At 33.8% G+C, this 17,479-nt stretch carries 14 protein-coding genes; 2 read left to right on the plus strand and 12 right to left on the minus strand.

Annotated features, from left to right (window positions below; all coding sequences use genetic code 11):
- Window positions 1–119 precede the first annotated feature (119 nt).
- The 12 genes from VKJ25_RS17220 to VKJ25_RS17275 all read right to left on the minus strand — a co-directional run bounded on the left by VKJ25_RS17220 (window position 120) and on the right by VKJ25_RS17275 (window position 12,848).
- Window positions 120–938, minus strand: coding sequence for a metal ABC transporter permease (locus VKJ25_RS17220; protein ID WP_324237867.1), 819 nt, complete (start codon window positions 936–938; stop codon window positions 120–122).
- Window positions 939–1,394: 456 nt separating this feature from the next.
- Window positions 1,395–2,195, minus strand: coding sequence for a metal ABC transporter ATP-binding protein (locus VKJ25_RS17225; RefSeq protein ID WP_324237868.1), 801 nt, complete (start codon window positions 2,193–2,195; stop codon window positions 1,395–1,397).
- 448 nt (window positions 2,196–2,643) lie between these two features.
- Window positions 2,644–3,573 carry a metal ABC transporter solute-binding protein, Zn/Mn family gene (locus VKJ25_RS17230; RefSeq protein WP_324237869.1) on the minus strand — a complete coding sequence of 310 codons (930 nt, stop codon included), beginning with the start codon at window positions 3,571–3,573 and terminating at the stop codon, window positions 2,644–2,646.
- 201 nt (window positions 3,574–3,774) lie between these two features.
- Window positions 3,775–4,017, minus strand: coding sequence for a hypothetical protein (locus tag VKJ25_RS17235; RefSeq protein ID WP_324237870.1), 243 nt, complete (start codon window positions 4,015–4,017; stop codon window positions 3,775–3,777).
- A gap of 57 nt (window positions 4,018–4,074) precedes the next feature.
- Window positions 4,075–4,368 (minus strand): hypothetical protein, encoded by a 294-nt coding sequence (locus VKJ25_RS17240; RefSeq protein ID WP_324237871.1) that lies wholly within the window; start codon window positions 4,366–4,368, stop codon window positions 4,075–4,077.
- A 151-nt stretch (window positions 4,369–4,519) separates the two neighbouring features.
- Entirely contained in the window at window positions 4,520–5,050 is a 531-nt protein-coding gene (locus VKJ25_RS17245) for a tRNA-dependent cyclodipeptide synthase (protein WP_324237872.1), read from the minus strand.
- Between the two features lie 177 nt (window positions 5,051–5,227).
- Window positions 5,228–5,485: a hypothetical protein gene (locus VKJ25_RS17250; RefSeq protein ID WP_324237873.1), complete on the minus strand. Its 258-nt coding sequence runs from the start codon at window positions 5,483–5,485 to the stop codon at window positions 5,228–5,230.
- A 241-nt stretch (window positions 5,486–5,726) separates the two neighbouring features.
- Entirely contained in the window at window positions 5,727–6,179 is a 453-nt protein-coding gene (locus VKJ25_RS17255) for a hypothetical protein (protein WP_324237874.1), read from the minus strand.
- 776 nt (window positions 6,180–6,955) lie between these two features.
- Window positions 6,956–8,362 carry a class II fumarate hydratase gene (gene fumC / locus VKJ25_RS17260; protein WP_324237875.1) on the minus strand — a complete coding sequence of 469 codons (1,407 nt, stop codon included), beginning with the start codon at window positions 8,360–8,362 and terminating at the stop codon, window positions 6,956–6,958.
- A gap of 283 nt (window positions 8,363–8,645) precedes the next feature.
- Window positions 8,646–9,833 carry a response regulator gene (locus VKJ25_RS17265; RefSeq protein ID WP_324237876.1) on the minus strand — a complete coding sequence of 396 codons (1,188 nt, stop codon included), beginning with the start codon at window positions 9,831–9,833 and terminating at the stop codon, window positions 8,646–8,648.
- Window positions 9,834–10,950: 1,117 nt separating this feature from the next.
- On the minus strand, window positions 10,951–11,856 hold the full coding sequence (truB, locus tag VKJ25_RS17270; protein ID WP_324237877.1) for a tRNA pseudouridine(55) synthase TruB: 906 nt from the start codon (window positions 11,854–11,856) through the stop codon (window positions 10,951–10,953).
- 158 nt (window positions 11,857–12,014) lie between these two features.
- Window positions 12,015–12,848, minus strand: coding sequence for a calcium-binding protein (locus tag VKJ25_RS17275; RefSeq protein WP_324237878.1), 834 nt, complete (start codon window positions 12,846–12,848; stop codon window positions 12,015–12,017).
- A gap of 643 nt (window positions 12,849–13,491) precedes the next feature.
- On the opposite strand from VKJ25_RS17275, the gene VKJ25_RS17280 reads away from it, so the two are divergent.
- Window positions 13,492–14,451, plus strand: a complete 960-nt coding sequence (locus VKJ25_RS17280; RefSeq protein WP_324237879.1) for an Npun_R2479 family HD domain-containing metalloprotein — start codon at window positions 13,492–13,494, stop codon at window positions 14,449–14,451.
- A gap of 703 nt (window positions 14,452–15,154) precedes the next feature.
- Window positions 15,155–17,362 (plus strand): NAD-dependent DNA ligase LigA, encoded by a 2,208-nt coding sequence (gene ligA / locus VKJ25_RS17285; RefSeq protein ID WP_324237880.1) that lies wholly within the window; start codon window positions 15,155–15,157, stop codon window positions 17,360–17,362.
- Window positions 17,363–17,479: the final 117 nt, after the last annotated feature.

A 17,479-nucleotide genomic window follows, 5' to 3' on the forward strand; every position in this document is an offset into this window, starting at 1 on the left:
TTCTTCCTGGATTCTGGATTCTGGCTCCTCCCCGCTACTAAAAGACTTTTACGTTTCCCGATGAATCAGCAAACCCTAATTATTAATTATTAATTATTAATTATTAATTATTAATTAATTTAATACCTTCCTTGACCAGAAAATACTACTATTAAAAACCCCAATAATTGCACCAAAACAATACTAGGACCTGAAGGCAAATTAAAAGTTCCAGATAATATCATTCCTATCACTCCACTCATAGCACCAATAATTGCAGAAACTCCTAAAAATGACAAAAACTCATTACAAATTAACTTAGCTGTAGCTGCTGGAATTACTAAAAAAGCATTCACTAATAAAATACCAACTGCTCTAATAGTAAGAGCGATCGCTAATGACAAAATAATCATAAATATATATTGATATCTCTGTACAGGAATCCCTTGAATTTGTGCTAATTCGGAATTAAAAGTTAACAATATTTGTTTTGGTAAAGTTAATCCTAACCAACTTAAAGAGACAACCAATAAAATTAGGATAAAAACTAAATCTAAATTACTAATTGCCAGAATATCACCAAACAATATAGACAATAAATTACCACGATATCCAGGTACTAAATTAAATCCAATTGTTCCTAATGCAACTGAACCTGCAATTACAATACTTAAAATCGTATCTCCACCTAAATTAGTTTTTTCAATTAAATAATTTATCCCTAATCCAAATAATACCAAAAATCCAATTAAAGCTATCATTATAGGCAACTGCAATAAAGCACCTATAACTACAGCTAAAAAAGCAGTATGACCTAAAGCATTTCCAAACAAAGATAACTGGCGTAAAATTACAAATCCACCGAGAATACCTCCTAAAATTCCTAACAGGATACCGCCCATAATTGCCCGTTGCATAAAAGGCAGACTAAATAAATCTATTAATTCTGAAAAATTCATGTTAATAAAAAGAAAGATTGTATATAGCATTTCCCATCTTTTGTGAGATACACTGCTGCAGATCCCCCCCTAACCCCCTTGATAAGGGGGGGACTTCCAGTTCCCCTTAAAAAGGCATTGCTCATTCTTTGTCGGAGCGAGAATATTTACAACCCTATATTTTTCGAGTCTTGTACTCCCCACCCTCCTCATCCTCCCCACCCTCCTTTTCTTTTTTCTCTCGTGACAATAAATTAGCCCTGCCTTAAAAAGGGGGATTTAGGGGGATCGTTGATGTACCTCAATAGACATCTCCAAAAATAAAAAACAGAATCAATTATTATCCATAAATCATCAATTACTCCCCCCTATTCCCTGTTCCCTATTCCCTGTTCCCTCTTTTTCGGAGAGGTCTAATAAAGCTTTTATCTCAGACTAAAATAAATAGCTCACCGCTCTTTGCTAACTCCTTAATGGTTACACATTCTTTTTGCAAGAATGAAAATATCTAGTAAAACCTTCTCCATAAATTTTAATCAAATTATTCTCATTCAAAGTAATACTAGGTTGACCATGACATAATATACGACGATTAATGCAAATAACTTGGTCACAATAACGACTAACTATATCTAAATCATGGGAAACCTGAAGAATAGAAAAGCCATTTTCTGTCTGTAAATTTCCTAATAATTCGGCAAATTCTACTTCTCCAGTTGGGTCTACCCCAGCCAATACTTCATCTAATATTAATAACTGTCGAGGTTGCACTAAACAATATGCTAATAAAACCCGTTTTAACTCCCCTCCACTTAAACTTCCTATTCTTTGTTTTCGGTGATTTTGTAAGTTAACTTGTAGTAAAGCTTTTTCCACGGACATAAGTTTTTCTCGTGACTTCATCAAACCACTTTGAGGTAAACCCAAACTAACTAATTCAGCTACAGTTAATGGAAAACTGCGGTCAAAAAGTAACTTCTGGGGAATATAACCAACTTTATGCCAATACTTTCCTAAATATTTTATCTGTCTACCAAGAATTTCTATATAACCAGACTCATAAGGAATTAAACCTAATATTGCTTGAATTAAGGTACTTTTTCCGGCTCCATTAGGTCCGATTATTGCTGTGTTACTGCCAGGAAAAATTTTAAATGAGACAGATTCTACTGCTTGATATTTTCCTCTTACTATTGTCAAGTTTTCTACATTAACTACAGGGAATTTTTTTTTAATTTCTACTACTTTCACGGACAAACTTCCTCCATACTTTTTCAATTATTTCTCATTTTAATTAAATATTGTTTTGGGTCTAATAGCTCGGTGTTTCTCAAATTTAATCAGGACTTATATAGAACCCATTTGAGAACTCTAAAATTAGGTGGGGAGATCGGAAGAGAGTGAATATGGGGCGATTTTTCTACTTTTTTCCTTATTCTCTTTCTCTGACTCCTGACTCCTGAGGACTGTTTGCGGAGCATGACAAACGGAACTCTTGTCTCCTTTATCAAAAATCCTCACTGCGTGCAAAGATACCAAATGACTTCTTGCCGATTGAAAAGTTGTCATTGCGACGATAGGAAGCAATCTCAGGAAAACCCCTAAGATTGATTCCTTCCACTCCGTTCCATTCGCAATGACTTGGGTATAGCAATTCCTCCAATTTTATATTACCCAGGTGAACCCAGAAACCGGGTTTCCTTGCGTAAGTGTTGATAATATTACTTTACTGGCAAATTTCTTCTAAGGTTTTTAAATTATTTCTCATCGCAGTAAAATAATGTTCTGGGTCTAGGGAACCACTATTTATTGGGTCTAATTTTTTTATTTTTAACCCATTATCTTTAGCAATTTGCTGCATTCTATTATCATCAAATCCAATTTCCGCGAGTAAATTTTTGACTTGATATTTTTTAGCTGTATTTATTACTCTTTGAATATCTTGAGGCGTAATACTATCCTGTGGCAATTCTACTATTGCTGTTTGTTGTAAATTATAGCGTTTTGCCAGATAGGGATAGGCATCGTGAAAGGCAATAAATTTACATCCTTGGAAAGGAGCTAAACGAGTTTGAAATTCTTGGTCAAGTTTCTGTAATTTTTGTAGATAAATATTAGCATTTGATTGATAATTAGCTGTATTATTAGGATTAGCTTTAACTAAACCATCCCGAATATTTTTGACTTGTTGTTGTGCTAAAAATGGGTCTAACCAAACATGAGGATTTCTCTCTTTGTGACCGTGGTTATGTTCATGTTTATGGTCGTGATATTCATCTTCTTCTATAGGTTTAATATTTTGACTAGCATCAATTTCTTGTAGTTGAGAGTTACCAGTAGCATCGACTAATTTCTCTAAAAATTCTTCTAACCCCAACCCATTTTTGACTAATACATCTGCTTGTGCAATAGTACGAGCATTTTCCGGTGTTGCTTGATATTCGTGGGGATCGGTTCCGGGAGGAATTAAAAGTTCTACTTTTCCAGTTTCTCTGGTGATTCCTTTGGTAAACATATATATAGGCAAGAAAGTGGCGACTATTTTAGTTTCATTTCTATTTTGAGCAAGGCTGCTAATATTTCCCAGAGAAGCAGTTGTGATAAGCGCTGCTACTCCTAGTAATGAACCACCCATCCATTGAAGTTTACTCAACATATTATTTCCTAATTTTGAGAATGATTATCATTCTAGTCTAGAAAATAATAAAAAACAACCCCCTGGTAAGGGAATTTGGGAAATGTGGGAGCTGTGGGAAGTTTGGGGAGGGTGGCAGGAAAGTCCGTTTTTATTAATAGGCCAGGACTTAAGCTTATCGACCAAGAGAAATAAATTTTTTCCTTTTATAAGATTGCTATATCAATCAGGATAATAATATTCCCACCAATTACCATATATTTTGACTATTTCATCTGATCGGTGATTGTGTATATATAAACAATTTTCTTTACCAAGAGGCACATAAGCAATACCAAATTGATCAAAAATAAAAGTATCAGTTGTAAAGAAAGTACATTTTTCGTCTTGGTAAATGGACTCAACATAAAACCATCCAATTCTGGTATTGTATTGACATAAATTAGGATTATTTACACAATTCATTAAAGCAGATTCAGATAATTTTAATCTAATTGTATCTGTATAAGCTGCTAATAAAATTTATAAAACAATTAATAATGGTACTCCTATGGCTTTAATTAAAGTTTTTACCAGAGAATATTTCAGCTTATTTTTTTTGAGAAAATATATTAATATTCTCACAAGTTCTATGAGCCAATAAATGCCGATAATCAAACCAAAAATCAGAGCAATTATCAGAGCAATTAAATATACTGAAAATTCCAGGAAAGACCTAAAAATTAATATAATTTGCCAGCCTTGAGCTAGAGGTACAATTAAACAAAGAAAAAGTACAATTATTTCCCAATAATTTTTGATTAGTTTAAACTTCAAATTGTATCTACCTCCCTATTCCATAAAAATATAGCATTTCCCAAGAAGCGTGAAATACAGATAATTATAATTAATATTACCAGGGCGGGCATCTTGCCCGCGTGGGTGTACCTGACGCCTGGTGAAATCCGCTATACTTTTTCAGTAAATCCTAAATATCTATATCTATAACAATGTAACCTTGATTATTTAATACAATATTATCCTTTCTTTCAAAAACAGTTTGAATAAACAACGGACAATTTCGGTAACAAAAAACTACTTCTTTTTTACCTAAAATACTGACGCTATTAAAATACAAAGGTAATTCTGCTAATAGATATTTAACCGCAATTTCTAACCGATAATTACTAATATCTGTTTGAGTTTCTACTACCTGCCTAGAAGTTTCAAGACAGTTGTTTCTAAATTCAATATCATTAGCATATTTATCTTCATAAAATTTTAGTGTTGAGAGATAATTTATGTTTTTATTCAAATACTGGGAATCTATAATTAGTGCTTCAGCTTCATTCATTGACAAGTCTAATCCTACTAATGCTCTCAAACATTTATTTTTCAAATAATTAGCTTGCCTTTTAGCTTTTTTTGTAGCTTTAACTTGATCATATTCTAAAGCCATTAGTGTATAAACATAAGCTTCGTCCGGAATAACAAGATTAAAACTCTTAAAATTATTCATCGCCCACTTTGATCAAATAGCTATATTTTTTTCAGAAAAAAAGCTATTAAATTGACTAATACCTAAAACTGAATATTCTCCTCTTTCGTATAATATTTAGCAATTACTCCTAATCAGATATACCTTACTTATTGGTTATGATTCTGTCATATTAAGATACATTTTTTTCTCTTTTCCCTATTCCCTATTCCCTAATTTAGCAATATAATAATTATTGAAAATATCTTCTAGAATTTGTTTAATATCCACATTTATAAACCCTGCCTCATTTAACATTTTCACTGCTTTTTGTTCTCCCCATATTGCACCAAGTCCTACCCCATTTTGTCCCAAGAAAACGGTCATGCAATGCATACAAAATGTTGTGTATAACCACGGCGCTAAAGGATGATCCAGGTTTTTATGTAGATTACTTGATACTCCCAAGTCAACCATCAAGAAAGTTCCATCAGGTTTCAGAGAATCAGCTATGTTTATTAGTTACTTTGTGTAAGTCCTCCTAGTAATAGACTACAATAATTTTGAAAATAGAAACTGATTTTGTAGTAAATGCCCCACCATACCAATATCTATAGCAATATAAAATCGTTAGACATCTTCAGAAAAGAGGAAATCGGCGGAAAGAATAGATGATTTGTGTCTGATAATTGATTTAATTTTTTATTTCTGGAGATGCCTAATCAGGATAATAATATTCCCACCAATTACCATATATTTTTACTATTCTATCTGATTGGTGATTGCGTATATATAAACAATTTTCTTTACCAAGAGGCACATAAGCAATACCAAATTCATCAAAAATCCAGGTATCAGTTGTAAAGAAAGTACATCCTTCATACTGCCTAATAAACTCAACATAAAACCATCCAATTCTGGTATTGTCTTGGCAGAAATTAGAAGCATTTACACAATTAATTAAAGCAGATTCAGATAATTTTAATCTAATTATATCTGTATAAGTTACTAATAAAATGTATAAAAGAAACAATACTGGTACTCCTATAGTTTTGATTAAAGTTTTTATCTGAGAATATTTCAGTTTGTTTTTTTTGACAAAATGTATGAATATTCTCACAACTTCTATGAGCCAATAAATGCCGATAATAAAACAAAAAATCGGAGGCATTATCAGAGAAATTAAAAATAATGAAAATTCAAGGAAAGACCTAGAAATTAATATGATTTGCCAGGCTTCAGCTAGAGTTACAATTAAACAAAGAAAAAGTACAATTATTTCCCAATAATTTTTGATTAGTTTAAACTTCAAAGGAAAACCTCCTAATTATCATACACTTTTTTATCAAATAAGCCGAAGGGTAGGTCATATTTTTAGAGAGTAGTTGACTGTTTCACCCAAAATAGTGCATGGGGTAAGGGCGGGTTTTAGCTAGAATTTTCATGCTTATTCTAAGATTTATAGGACTTACGCATTAACTCTATTGGCACTGGAATGTTTCATCTAAAATGGTGCAATAGGTAGGGGCGGGTTTCTCAGGAAATTTTCATGCTTACTCTAGGATTTACATAAACCCGCCCCTGAGAGGCGGCTCAGATGATATGGGGCGGGTTTATCTGATCAACCCATGAAAACTCCTTAACTCACTTGTAAAACCTGCCCCTACGGTGTCTTCTCTAATACACAGTTTTAGCTGAAACATTTCAGTAGGGTGTGTACGCGACATGTAAAGCGCACTTCCTAACGCACCAGCACTCCAGTAAGTCCTGATTTATATAAACCCGCCCCTCGAACGGTAACTTATATCATTAGGGGGCGGGTTGATCTGAGAAACCCATTAAAACTCCTTAACTTAACGGTGATTTTTCGGGAACCGTAACCCGCCCCTACGGAGTCTAATTCCCTAATGCAAACAATTAGTTGTTTTATTTCATTATTGAACTGTACTAACTCCCTGGATGAGTCATATTTTTCGGAACCACAATTTCCTCAAATTCCTCTGCCGAAATATAATCCAATTCCAAACAAGCTTCTTTCAAAGTTAAATCTTTCTCATGGGCAAAATGGGCAACTTCGGCAGCTTTATCATACCCAATTTTCGGAGTCAAAGCTGTTACTAACATCAAAGATTGTTCCAAATAAAAATCAATTTTTTTCTGATTTGCCTTCAAATCAACTAATAGAAAATCAGTAAAATTATTACAACTATCAGCAATTAAATTAATCGACTGCATCAAATTAAAAATCATCATCGGTTTATAAGTATTTAACTCAAAACTTCCCTGAGCGCCAGCAAAAGCGATCGCTGCATCATACCCCATCACCTGAGTCGCTACCATTGTCATTGCTTCACACTGAGTAGGATTAATTTTTCCTGGCATAATAGAAGAACCTGGTTCATTTGCAGGCAAAATTAACTCCCCAAAACCGCATCGCGGTCCGCTTCCCAACCACCGAATATCATTAGCAATTTTCAGTAACGAACCAGCTAATGTTTTCAAAGCACCACTCGCCATGACTACCCCATCGTGAGCAGCTAAAGCAGCAAATTTATTCGGTGCTGACACAAAAGGCAACCCAGTTATTTCGCTAATATATTTGGCAGCAAGTTCAGCAAAACCATTCATTGTATTTAACCCTGTTCCTACCGCAGTACCACCAATAGCTAATTCATATAAATCTAATAATGTATGAGTAATACGATGTAAATTTGCATCCAGTTGCGCCACATATCCGGAAAATTCTTGCCTCAAAGTCAGAGGAACTGCATCTTGTAGGTGAGTGCGCCCTATTTTGACAATTTCCGAAAATTCTTCTGACTTTTCTTGCAGTGCATCCCGCATTTTTTTCACTTTTGGCAGCAACTTTTCATGTAATGCTACCGCTGCAGCAATGTGCATAGCAGTAGGGAATGTATCGTTAGATGACTGAGACATATTAACGTGATCGTTAGGATGTATTGGGTTTTTGCTTCCCATTTCTCCACCATAAATTTCGATCGCCCGGTTAGCAATGACTTCGTTGACATTCATATTGCATTGAGTACCACTTCCTGTCATCCAAACTCGTAGAGGGAAATTTCCATCTAGTTTTCCGGCAATAATTTCTTCTGCTGCTTGAACAATTAATTTTGCTTTATCTTCTGGAAGTTTACCGAGTTCCTGGTTAGTTTGGGCGACTGCTTTCTTGAGGATAGCAAATGCTCTAATAACTTCTGGTGGAATATAATCTTGTCCAATAGAGAAATAGATGAGCGATCGCTGAGTTTGAGCGCCCCAATAACGGTGTGCTGGTACTTCAATATTTCCCATACTATCACTTTCGGTTCGCATTGTTGTTTTTGGTTTTGTCATTGGTATAGCAATCCTATTTTATTTATGTATAAAAATTTTACCGCTTTTAGGGAACAGGGAACAGGTAGAAGTTTCAGATTTTTTATTTACTTTTTAATTTGTCGCAACCTATTGAGAATTGCTATATTTTATTTATCAGTTTATTTTCATAACTTACCCAAAAGGAACCCAGAAAATGAGTTTCTTTGCGTAAGTCCTTGGATAATTAATCATTAATAATTACCTCTTATTAAAACCGATAGAATTGAATCAAGTACGGAAATCTTATTTTATTATTATTTATTTATCGTGCCAAAACTAATGATTCTAATGTAATGTAATTTTTATTATAGTCATGGTTTTTTAATTTTAAGTATTTTTCTACTATGTTTAAAATTCTTTTGCCGTTTGCTGGTTTTCTTAAAAAATCGGTTGCACCCGCCATTTGCGCCCTAACCCGATTTATCCAACTATCTTGGGCCGTATAAATAATAATAGGAATTTTTTTATAAGCAGAACTTGTCCGCAAAAAATTACAGAGTGCCAAACCATCAACATTAGGCATATCTAAATCCATAAATATTAATTCAGGTGGTTTTTTAGCCATTAATCCTATTGCCTCCATTGGGTCAGTAATTTTATCAATTTTATATCCTTTAGGCATCAAAACTTGCTCTAAATAATTACCTGTTGCTGGTATTGAATCTATACAAGTTATAGGTATTTTAGAGCGATGTATAGCAGAATAAATTAAGCGTAATTGCTCTAAAGGAGATGGTAAATCTGGTAATACCTTAATCTCTATTAAACCTTTTTTAATAAAATGATATAAAGTACGAGTTGTTAAGGCTAAACATTGCTTCTTTTTCACTGCAATATCCCACAAAGTATTTTGACCATCAAGCTGATTACTAAGAGTTTCAAAAGTTGCTGCACAAAGACGAGTTTCTAGTTTTATAGACTGTTTAACTATGGGAGCTTGTTCTGGCAAAATATTACTAATACCCATTTTTTTCCACCGTGACCACAGCTCTTCTACTGCCTCTACAACTTGCTTTAATTCTAATAGAGATAATCCCAAATTAGCAACAATTTCTAATTTTTTATTGTAATGCCAATCTAAATTTAATACTGGTTGATTTGCTAAAGAAAATAAGATTTCATAGCTGCTAGTACGAATAATTGATTTCCCTTCTTCTAAAGTAATTTGCTCTTCAATAATACCCTGTTTCAAAAGTTGATATTCCCATAATTCTTCATGAGATATTAAACTAGCATTAAATTTTAAATTTTGACAACATTGATTAACTGCACGATACCATCTTCTAGTTTGATGTAGTCCCCCTGTAGCATACAACATTTTTCCTCGATAAAAGTAAATCTGCCATTGTTGTTTACTATTATCTATAATAAGTTCACCTGTTGCTTTTTTTTGGCCAAGCACAGCCAAGGCGTTCCATATTTTACTACACCCGATATTAGTTACTTGCATTTTTTCTTAAGTTAACTATATTTCTTTCTAGTATATAGTTTTCCCTATTATTTCCCTAAAATTATAGTTCTATAGCAATCCTATTTGAATCCTGTGCAAAATTCAAAAACTTTTAGGGAACACTTAACTGGGAACAGCTAATAGGTAAGAGTTTCAGTTTTTTTATTTACTTTTTGATTTGTCGCAACCTATTTAGAATTACTATATAGATAAGACTTGACTTTATGAGTTGGATAAATGCTATGGTATTAATTATTCTTATGTTTAGTTTTCCTCCATTTGCCTTACTCCCTTACTACCTTACTCCCCTCATACCTAATACCAAGGGTGATAAATATTTGTTAAAAATTGTATAAGTAAGAAGAAAGAAATCTTTAACAAACAGGAATAAACGATAGGTAAGCATTCACCTTTCAAATTTTTAATGAATAAAGCAAGTATTCATTTAACTTATACTACATTTTTTACTAATTATTGAAAATCTCTCAATTGTTTTTTCCTTCTTTAAACTGTTAACGCAGTTCCTCTGTAGGAAGCTACCTAATAGCTAAATACTGAATGCTGAATGCTGAATGCTGAATGCTGAATGCTGAATGCTGAATGCTGACAATGATAGAGATCATTATCTAAAATTAATTGGAGTAGCTATTTTTAAGTATTTTCGCTTAACATCTAACTTTTTGTTTAAGCATTCAGCTATCAGTAATAAGCACTAATAGTAATCTGTTTCTAAGGCGATGCTTTATCAACATCTTTTTTCCCTTTTGAAGTTCCACTAAAAACAATAGCTGACTATTTACCGAATAATTAATAGTTAATAATTAATAATTAAAAGTTGATAGTCAATAATTATTCATTCAACAATTCACGTCTGGAAGCCTCCCCTTGGATAGGGGATAAATCAAAAATTTTCCTTTGATTCAATCCCCTTCTTTGAAGAAGAGGTAATTATTAATTGTTCATTGTTCATTATTAATTGCTGAAAACTCTAGTTAATTAGTAAGTAGGTAGACATTAAAATTTATCGTTATATGAAGGCAGAAGGCAGAAGGCAGAAGGAAAGAGGTTTAAGAGATACTTTACTTTTTATTACATACTTCCTTTTTTTCATGCCAACTTACTTAACTACAACTTGAGCTGCTAATAATAAACTTTCCTCACATTTAATTAATTTCCCAATACCTAAAAATTCACCTTCTAAATTGTATACTCGAAAATTATCTTCAGTTTTTTCAGCTTCTATTTCCCATCCTTTTTGATAGGGTAAACGTTGACCTTGACACCATCTTTTTCCATCTTCAGCAACTAAAAATATCCCTGGTAAATGTGCTAATGCTATATCCATAGATAAAAGACTAAATTTATTTTCCTGTAGTTGATTTTCCACTTCAGCAAAAGTGAGACTATTTTCCCTAGAAAAACCACTACTTTTGGTTCTAGTTAAAGCAGCTAAAGTTCCACCAATATTTAAAATTGCACCTAGATCGCGGGCGATCGCTCGAATATAAGTACCACTACCACAAGCGATCGCCAAATCTACCTCCGGAAAATCTCCTGGTCTCCAGTCAAGAATTTCTATATTAAACACTTCTACCACCCGAGTGGGAACATCAACTGTTTTTCCCTGACGTGCTAAATCATAAAGTCGTTTTCCTTGTACTTGTATGGCACTATAACTCGGTGGTACTTGCTCAATTTTACCTAAGAAATTTGGCAGCACTGCTTCAATATCTGATAACATTAATTTTGGTGCTGGCGCAGATTGAATAATTTCTCCCTCTAAATCATCAGTAGTAGTGATTGTACCAAATCTAACTGTACCATGATAAGCTTTGTCTGAGGGTAAAAATTGTAATAACCTGGTTGCTTTTCCCACTGCAATAGGTAACACACCAGTTGCAGCAGGGTCGAGAGTGCCTCCATGTCCGACACGTTTGAGACGTAGCAACTTTCGTACTTTTGCTACACAGTCATGGGAAGTCAGACCAGATGGTTTATTGAGATTGAGAAAACCTTGTATCATAAGTTAGAAGGAAGAAGGAAAGATCAATTATTATATAATAATACTCAATAGATTGTGATATCAAGTCCGGCAGTATCGGCAGAATTAATACTGTAGGGGTTTGGTCTCCCAACCCTCTACCAAATAGGAGTTTGAGCTAATCTGGAGCTGTCTATTTATTAAATAATTGTGAAGTCGAGATCATTTTCGACGACTCCAATGACTATTGCTAGAAAATCTTCATCGTTATTTGTCAACCCACTATTACTATCTATGAAAATGACTGTTCCACTTTCCCCACCTACAACCGTTGTTTTAAATCGCAGATCGTTACGACGCAAACCATCAACTAATCCTATTCGATCATTTTCAGCAGTATTATAATCACTAATAATATCTGCTTCTGATACACTCAGACCACCTGTATTTGAAGAAATAATAAATAAATCTGTTCCGGTTCCTCCTATTAAAGTGTCAGAATCGCGATCACCTGATAGAGTATCATCACCTTCACCTCCATCTAGACAGTCATCACCTTTACCTCCATATAGACAATCATTTCCTAAATTACCAAAAAGACAATCATTTCCTAAATTACCATAAAGTGTGTCATCATCATCATTACCAAATAGAGAGTCATTATTTTTACCACCCCACAATGTATCCTCACCATCATCACCTAAAAGTGAATCTTGGTCTTGCCCACCAAATAGGGAATCACCACTGGTTCCTCCCAGAAGTGTATCATTACCCCCACCACCAAAAATTATGTCTTTGCCACCTCTACCTTCTATAGAATCTCTACCTGCAAACCCCACAATTGAATCTGCTCTCGCTGTACCAAGAGTCTCATCATTATTTTCTGTTAACAAAATTTTATTGAATGAACCTCCTGAACTTCCTTTTCCTGTGGTACTTGTGCTGCCACTACTTCCTGCTTCACTATTGGGAGGTGGCGTGAAAAGAACAACTGTAGTACCGTTAAAAAGACCATCTTCTGTTGCAGTTATCATGACACTTTTAGGAATGACTTCTATTTGTGACTATACTAATATATAGCAATTTGCAAAGTTATAAGGTATATTTGTTTTTCTTTTTTTCTATTCGTCTTAAACCTAAAATTTTGTAATTTATGACAACGTTTTCCGTTGTCGCCATCCAATTTTGTCTAAATTTTTATAATAGTTAATTTGATCCGAATATGATATAATCAATTGCCTATGATTCCTAAACTGCTAAAACAAGGTAGAACCTAATTTTTCTGTTGGTTGATTGGATGCAGTATATACTCTGTAATTTATCAAAATAATTGGCCAACCCATAAATTTTTCTTAGTTTTCAATTAAACTTTGGGATCGGCCACAAGTTATAAAATAGTTTACCTTTCACAAAGGCTATCCATATCTAAAATTACAAAAATATGGGAAAAAGTTGTAAAAAAGTATACATAGCAAACCACCCCTAAAATTAGAGACTTTAGACTAAATAGGCAATATAAAAGTTAAACTAAGAAAGTAATTTGTTGCTATTTTTGAGACTGGCAACTAATTTAAAGAAGTCAATCCTGATATATTGATTATTAATGGCTAACTGCTACGGCTCAAGCTATCAGAGTAATACTAAATATACTTTAAGTGCAAGGAAATAATAATAATAATGTTTAATCCAACAGAAATATTAATAGATGCTTTTGTCAAAGAGCTACAAGCAGGATACCATCGTACTTATGGTAATTTTAAACCAGATTACCCAGAAATTATTGCCTGGGTAGGAAATATGGCTCTGGAAAATATTGCTAATTGTGATGCACTATATCACAATGTTGAACACACAATGTTGGTTACTCTTGTCGGTCAAGAAATTTTACGGGGTAAGCATATTCGTGAAGGTGGAGTTTCTCCTGAAGATTGGTTACATTATATTATTTCCTTATTGTGTCACGATATTGGTTATACCAAAGGGGTCTGCCGAAAAGACCAAGAATTATTAGGTAGGTATGCTAGTGGAATAGGTGGTGAGATGGTTTCTTTGCCAGATGGTGCTACTGCGGCTAGTTTGACAGCTTATCATGTTGACCGGGGTAAGTTAGTAATAGATGAACGTTTTGGTGGTCATAAATTAATTGACGCGGATCAAATTAAACGTAATATTGAATTAACTCGTTTTCCGGTTCCAGCAGCGGAAACTCATCAGGATAGAAATAATTTTTCTGGGTTATCAAGAGCAGCAGATTTAATTGGGCAATTAAGTGACCCTAATTATTTGTTGAAAATTAATGCTTTGTTTTATGAATTTGAAGAGGTTGGTACTAATAGAGTTTTAGGTTATAAAACTCCTATGGACCTCCGACGCAGCTACGCAAAGTTTTATTGGAATGGAGTTTATCCTTATATTCCTGCTGCTCTTAGTTATTTGGAATTAACTCAAAGTGGAAAACAAATTATTGCTAATCTCTATGCAAATGTATTTCAGGTAGAACACGCACCTAAAGTAAAAGTTAATGGTACAGGATTAGGACATATTAATGAGAAAGTTGGCAAGAATGGAGATTTGAAAACAAAGGAACCAGTTGTTGCACAAAAGAAATTTAGTGAATTTAGTGATTTGAATTTATAAGAAATAGGGAACAGGAAATAAGTAATTAATAATTTTATAGATAAAAATTGATTTATTTTTGATTTTTGGAGATGTCTATCCCTTAAAAATTTATGCTTTATAAATATTTTTATTAAAATAGCAATCCTATATTTATTCTTGTCAAAAATATTACTTATTTTCGGGAATAGGTATGGAGGCAATGGGCAATGGGTAAAAGTTTCAGAATTTATTTATAGCTTTTGGTTGATTACAACCTCTTTAGGATTGCTATATCAAATTTTATTATTTTAGGTATGGAGGGAATAGGGAATAGGAAACAGGTAAGAGTTACGATTCCCGAAAAATCAGTTTTTTATCTACTTTTTGATTTTTCGCAACCTATTTAAGATTGCTATATTAAAGTTGGAAGAATAAATATATTTAAAAATAGACTTTTTTCTGATTAGTAACTAACTTGTCATTCATTGGTTGGTATTGTCTAAAATGTAAGGATTTCCTGCGGAATGCTGCGCAAACAGCTATTAGCTTTTGAACGTAATGACTTACTAAAGTTATCTGATAACCTTTTTGTTTTGGCGCAAAAAGCAGAAGCAAACATATTTAACTTCTAAGAAAGCAATTCCTCATTCGGTGCAATAATGATCTAATAACTCATAGTTGATAGCTGTTAGCTGACCGCTGAATGTTTACTCTAAAAATTGAGGGAAGGAAATAATAAATTGTGGCCAAATTAACACCAGAAATTGTAGAATATACTGTAAAATTAAGGGAAAAACTTCAAGAAGCTGGTTATGCTTACTATGTTCTTGATAACCCAGTTATTGAAGATGCTGTTTATGACCTTCTACTTCGAGAATTACAGGATTTAGAAACTAAATATCCTCAATTAATTGTTCCAGATAGTCCGACTCAAAGAGTAGGAGAAAAACCAGCAACTAAATTTGTATCAGTTAAACATAATATTCCTCTTTATAGTCTGGAAAATGCTTTTAATATTGAAGAGTTAAAAATTTGGCAAGAACGTTGTAAAAGTAAAAATTCAAAAGTAAAAATTCAAAAGTATGATCCTAGTGAAAGTAAAAAGTTAGAGGTTGAAAGTAAAAATTCAACATTTAAAAGTGAAAATTACGAGTTGAGTGAAGGTCAAAAGTTAAAAGTAAAAATTCAAAATAATGATTCTAAAAATGAGTTAGATTCTGATGAAATAGACTTGGCAACTTTGGATTATGTTTGTGAATTAAAAATTGATGGTTCTGCTTTAGCTTTAACTTATGAAAATGGTTTATTAGTAAGAGGTGCTACTCGCGGTGATGGAATAATTGGGGAAAATATTACTCAAAATGTCAAGACAATTAATACCATTCCCTTAAGACTAAAAATTGATAATCCACCTCCAATAGTAGAAGTTCGCGGTGAAGCTTTTTTATCAATAAGTGTATTTGAAAATATTAACGCTGAAAGAGAAAAAAATGGAGAAACTTTATTTGCAAATCCCCGTAATGCAGCAGCAGGTACTTTAAGACAATTAGACTCAAAAATAGTCGCTCAAAGACGATTAGATTTTTTTGCTTATACACTTCATTTTTTGACAGAAAATAATTCAGAAATTTCTCAATTTTCTACTCAGTGGGAATGTTTAAATTTACTCCAAAATTTAGGTTTTAAAGTTAATCATAAACGTCAACTTTGTTCCTCTTTAGATGAAGTTACAACTTATGTTCAATACTGGGATAAAGAACGAAAAAATCTACCCTATTTAACTGATGGAATAGTAGTAAAAATTAACTCTTTACCACTACAAAAAAAATTGGGATTTACTCAAAAATTTCCTCGGTGGGCGATCGCTCTCAAATACCCCGCTGAAGAAATTCCCACTATTGTCCAATCAGTTACCTTTCAAGTAGGCCGTACTGGAGCATTAACCCCTGTGGCCGAATTAAAACCAGTCCAGTTAGCCGGGACAACTGTACAAAGGGCATCTCTACATAATTGCGATCGCTTATCAGAATTGGACTTACATATTGGGGACACAGTTATAGTCCGTAAAGCAGGGGAGATTATACCAGAAGTTGTCAGAGTTTTACCAGAATTACGGCCAACGACGGCCACAAAATTCCAAATGCCTATTCATTGTCCAGAATGCAGTGAACCTGTGGTCAAACCTAGGGATGAGGCGGTAACTCGATGTATTAATATCTCATGTCCAGCTATTTTGCGGGGTTCTTTGGTACATTGGGCGTCTAGGGGCGCTTTGGACATTAATGGTTTGGGAGAAAAGTTGGTGCAGCAGTTGGTTAATAGTGGTTTGGTTAAGTCGGTGGCAGATTTATATAATTTGACTGTGAAAGATTTGACTACTTTGGAACGAATGGGAGAAAAGTCGGCGAGTAAGTTGGTGGAGGCGATCGCTACTTCTAGAAGTCAACCTTGGCAGCGGGTGCTTTATGGTTTGGGTATTCGTCATGTCGGTAGTGTTAATGCAGAGTTATTGAGTCAGAAGTTTCGGAGTGTGGCAGAGTTAAGTAAAGCAAAGGCAAGTGATATTGAAGCAGTTTATGGTATTGGTTCGGAAACTGCTCAGTCTGTGGAACAGTGGTTTGAAGTACCAGCAAATCAGAGTTTGGTAGGACGTTTGGAAACTGCTGGGGTAAGAATGGAAGTTGGAGATTATACAAGTAATGTAGTAAAAGTGCAAGGTGGTTTGTTAACTGGGAAAATTTTTGTATTGACAGGAACTTTGCCAAGTTTAAAGCGAGATGAGGCAAAAAGTTTGATTGAAAATGCTGGTGGGAAGGTAACAAGTTCGGTGAGTTCTAAGACTGATTTTATTGTGGTAGGAGAAGATGCGGGTTCTAAGTTAGAAAAGGCAGAAAAGTTGGGAGTAAAACAGTTGAATGAGGAGGAGTTATTGGAGATGTTGGAAGAATAATTTAGCTAGTTATAGTAATCCTAAGTAGGGGCAGGTTTTAGTCATAATTTTCATGTTTATTTTCAGATTTAGATAAATTTGTCTCCCATGAGTAGGGGCAGGTTTTAGTCATAATTT

This window comes from Okeania sp. (assembly GCF_035285525.1).
Classification (GTDB): domain Bacteria; phylum Cyanobacteriota; class Cyanobacteriia; order Cyanobacteriales; family Microcoleaceae; genus Trichodesmium.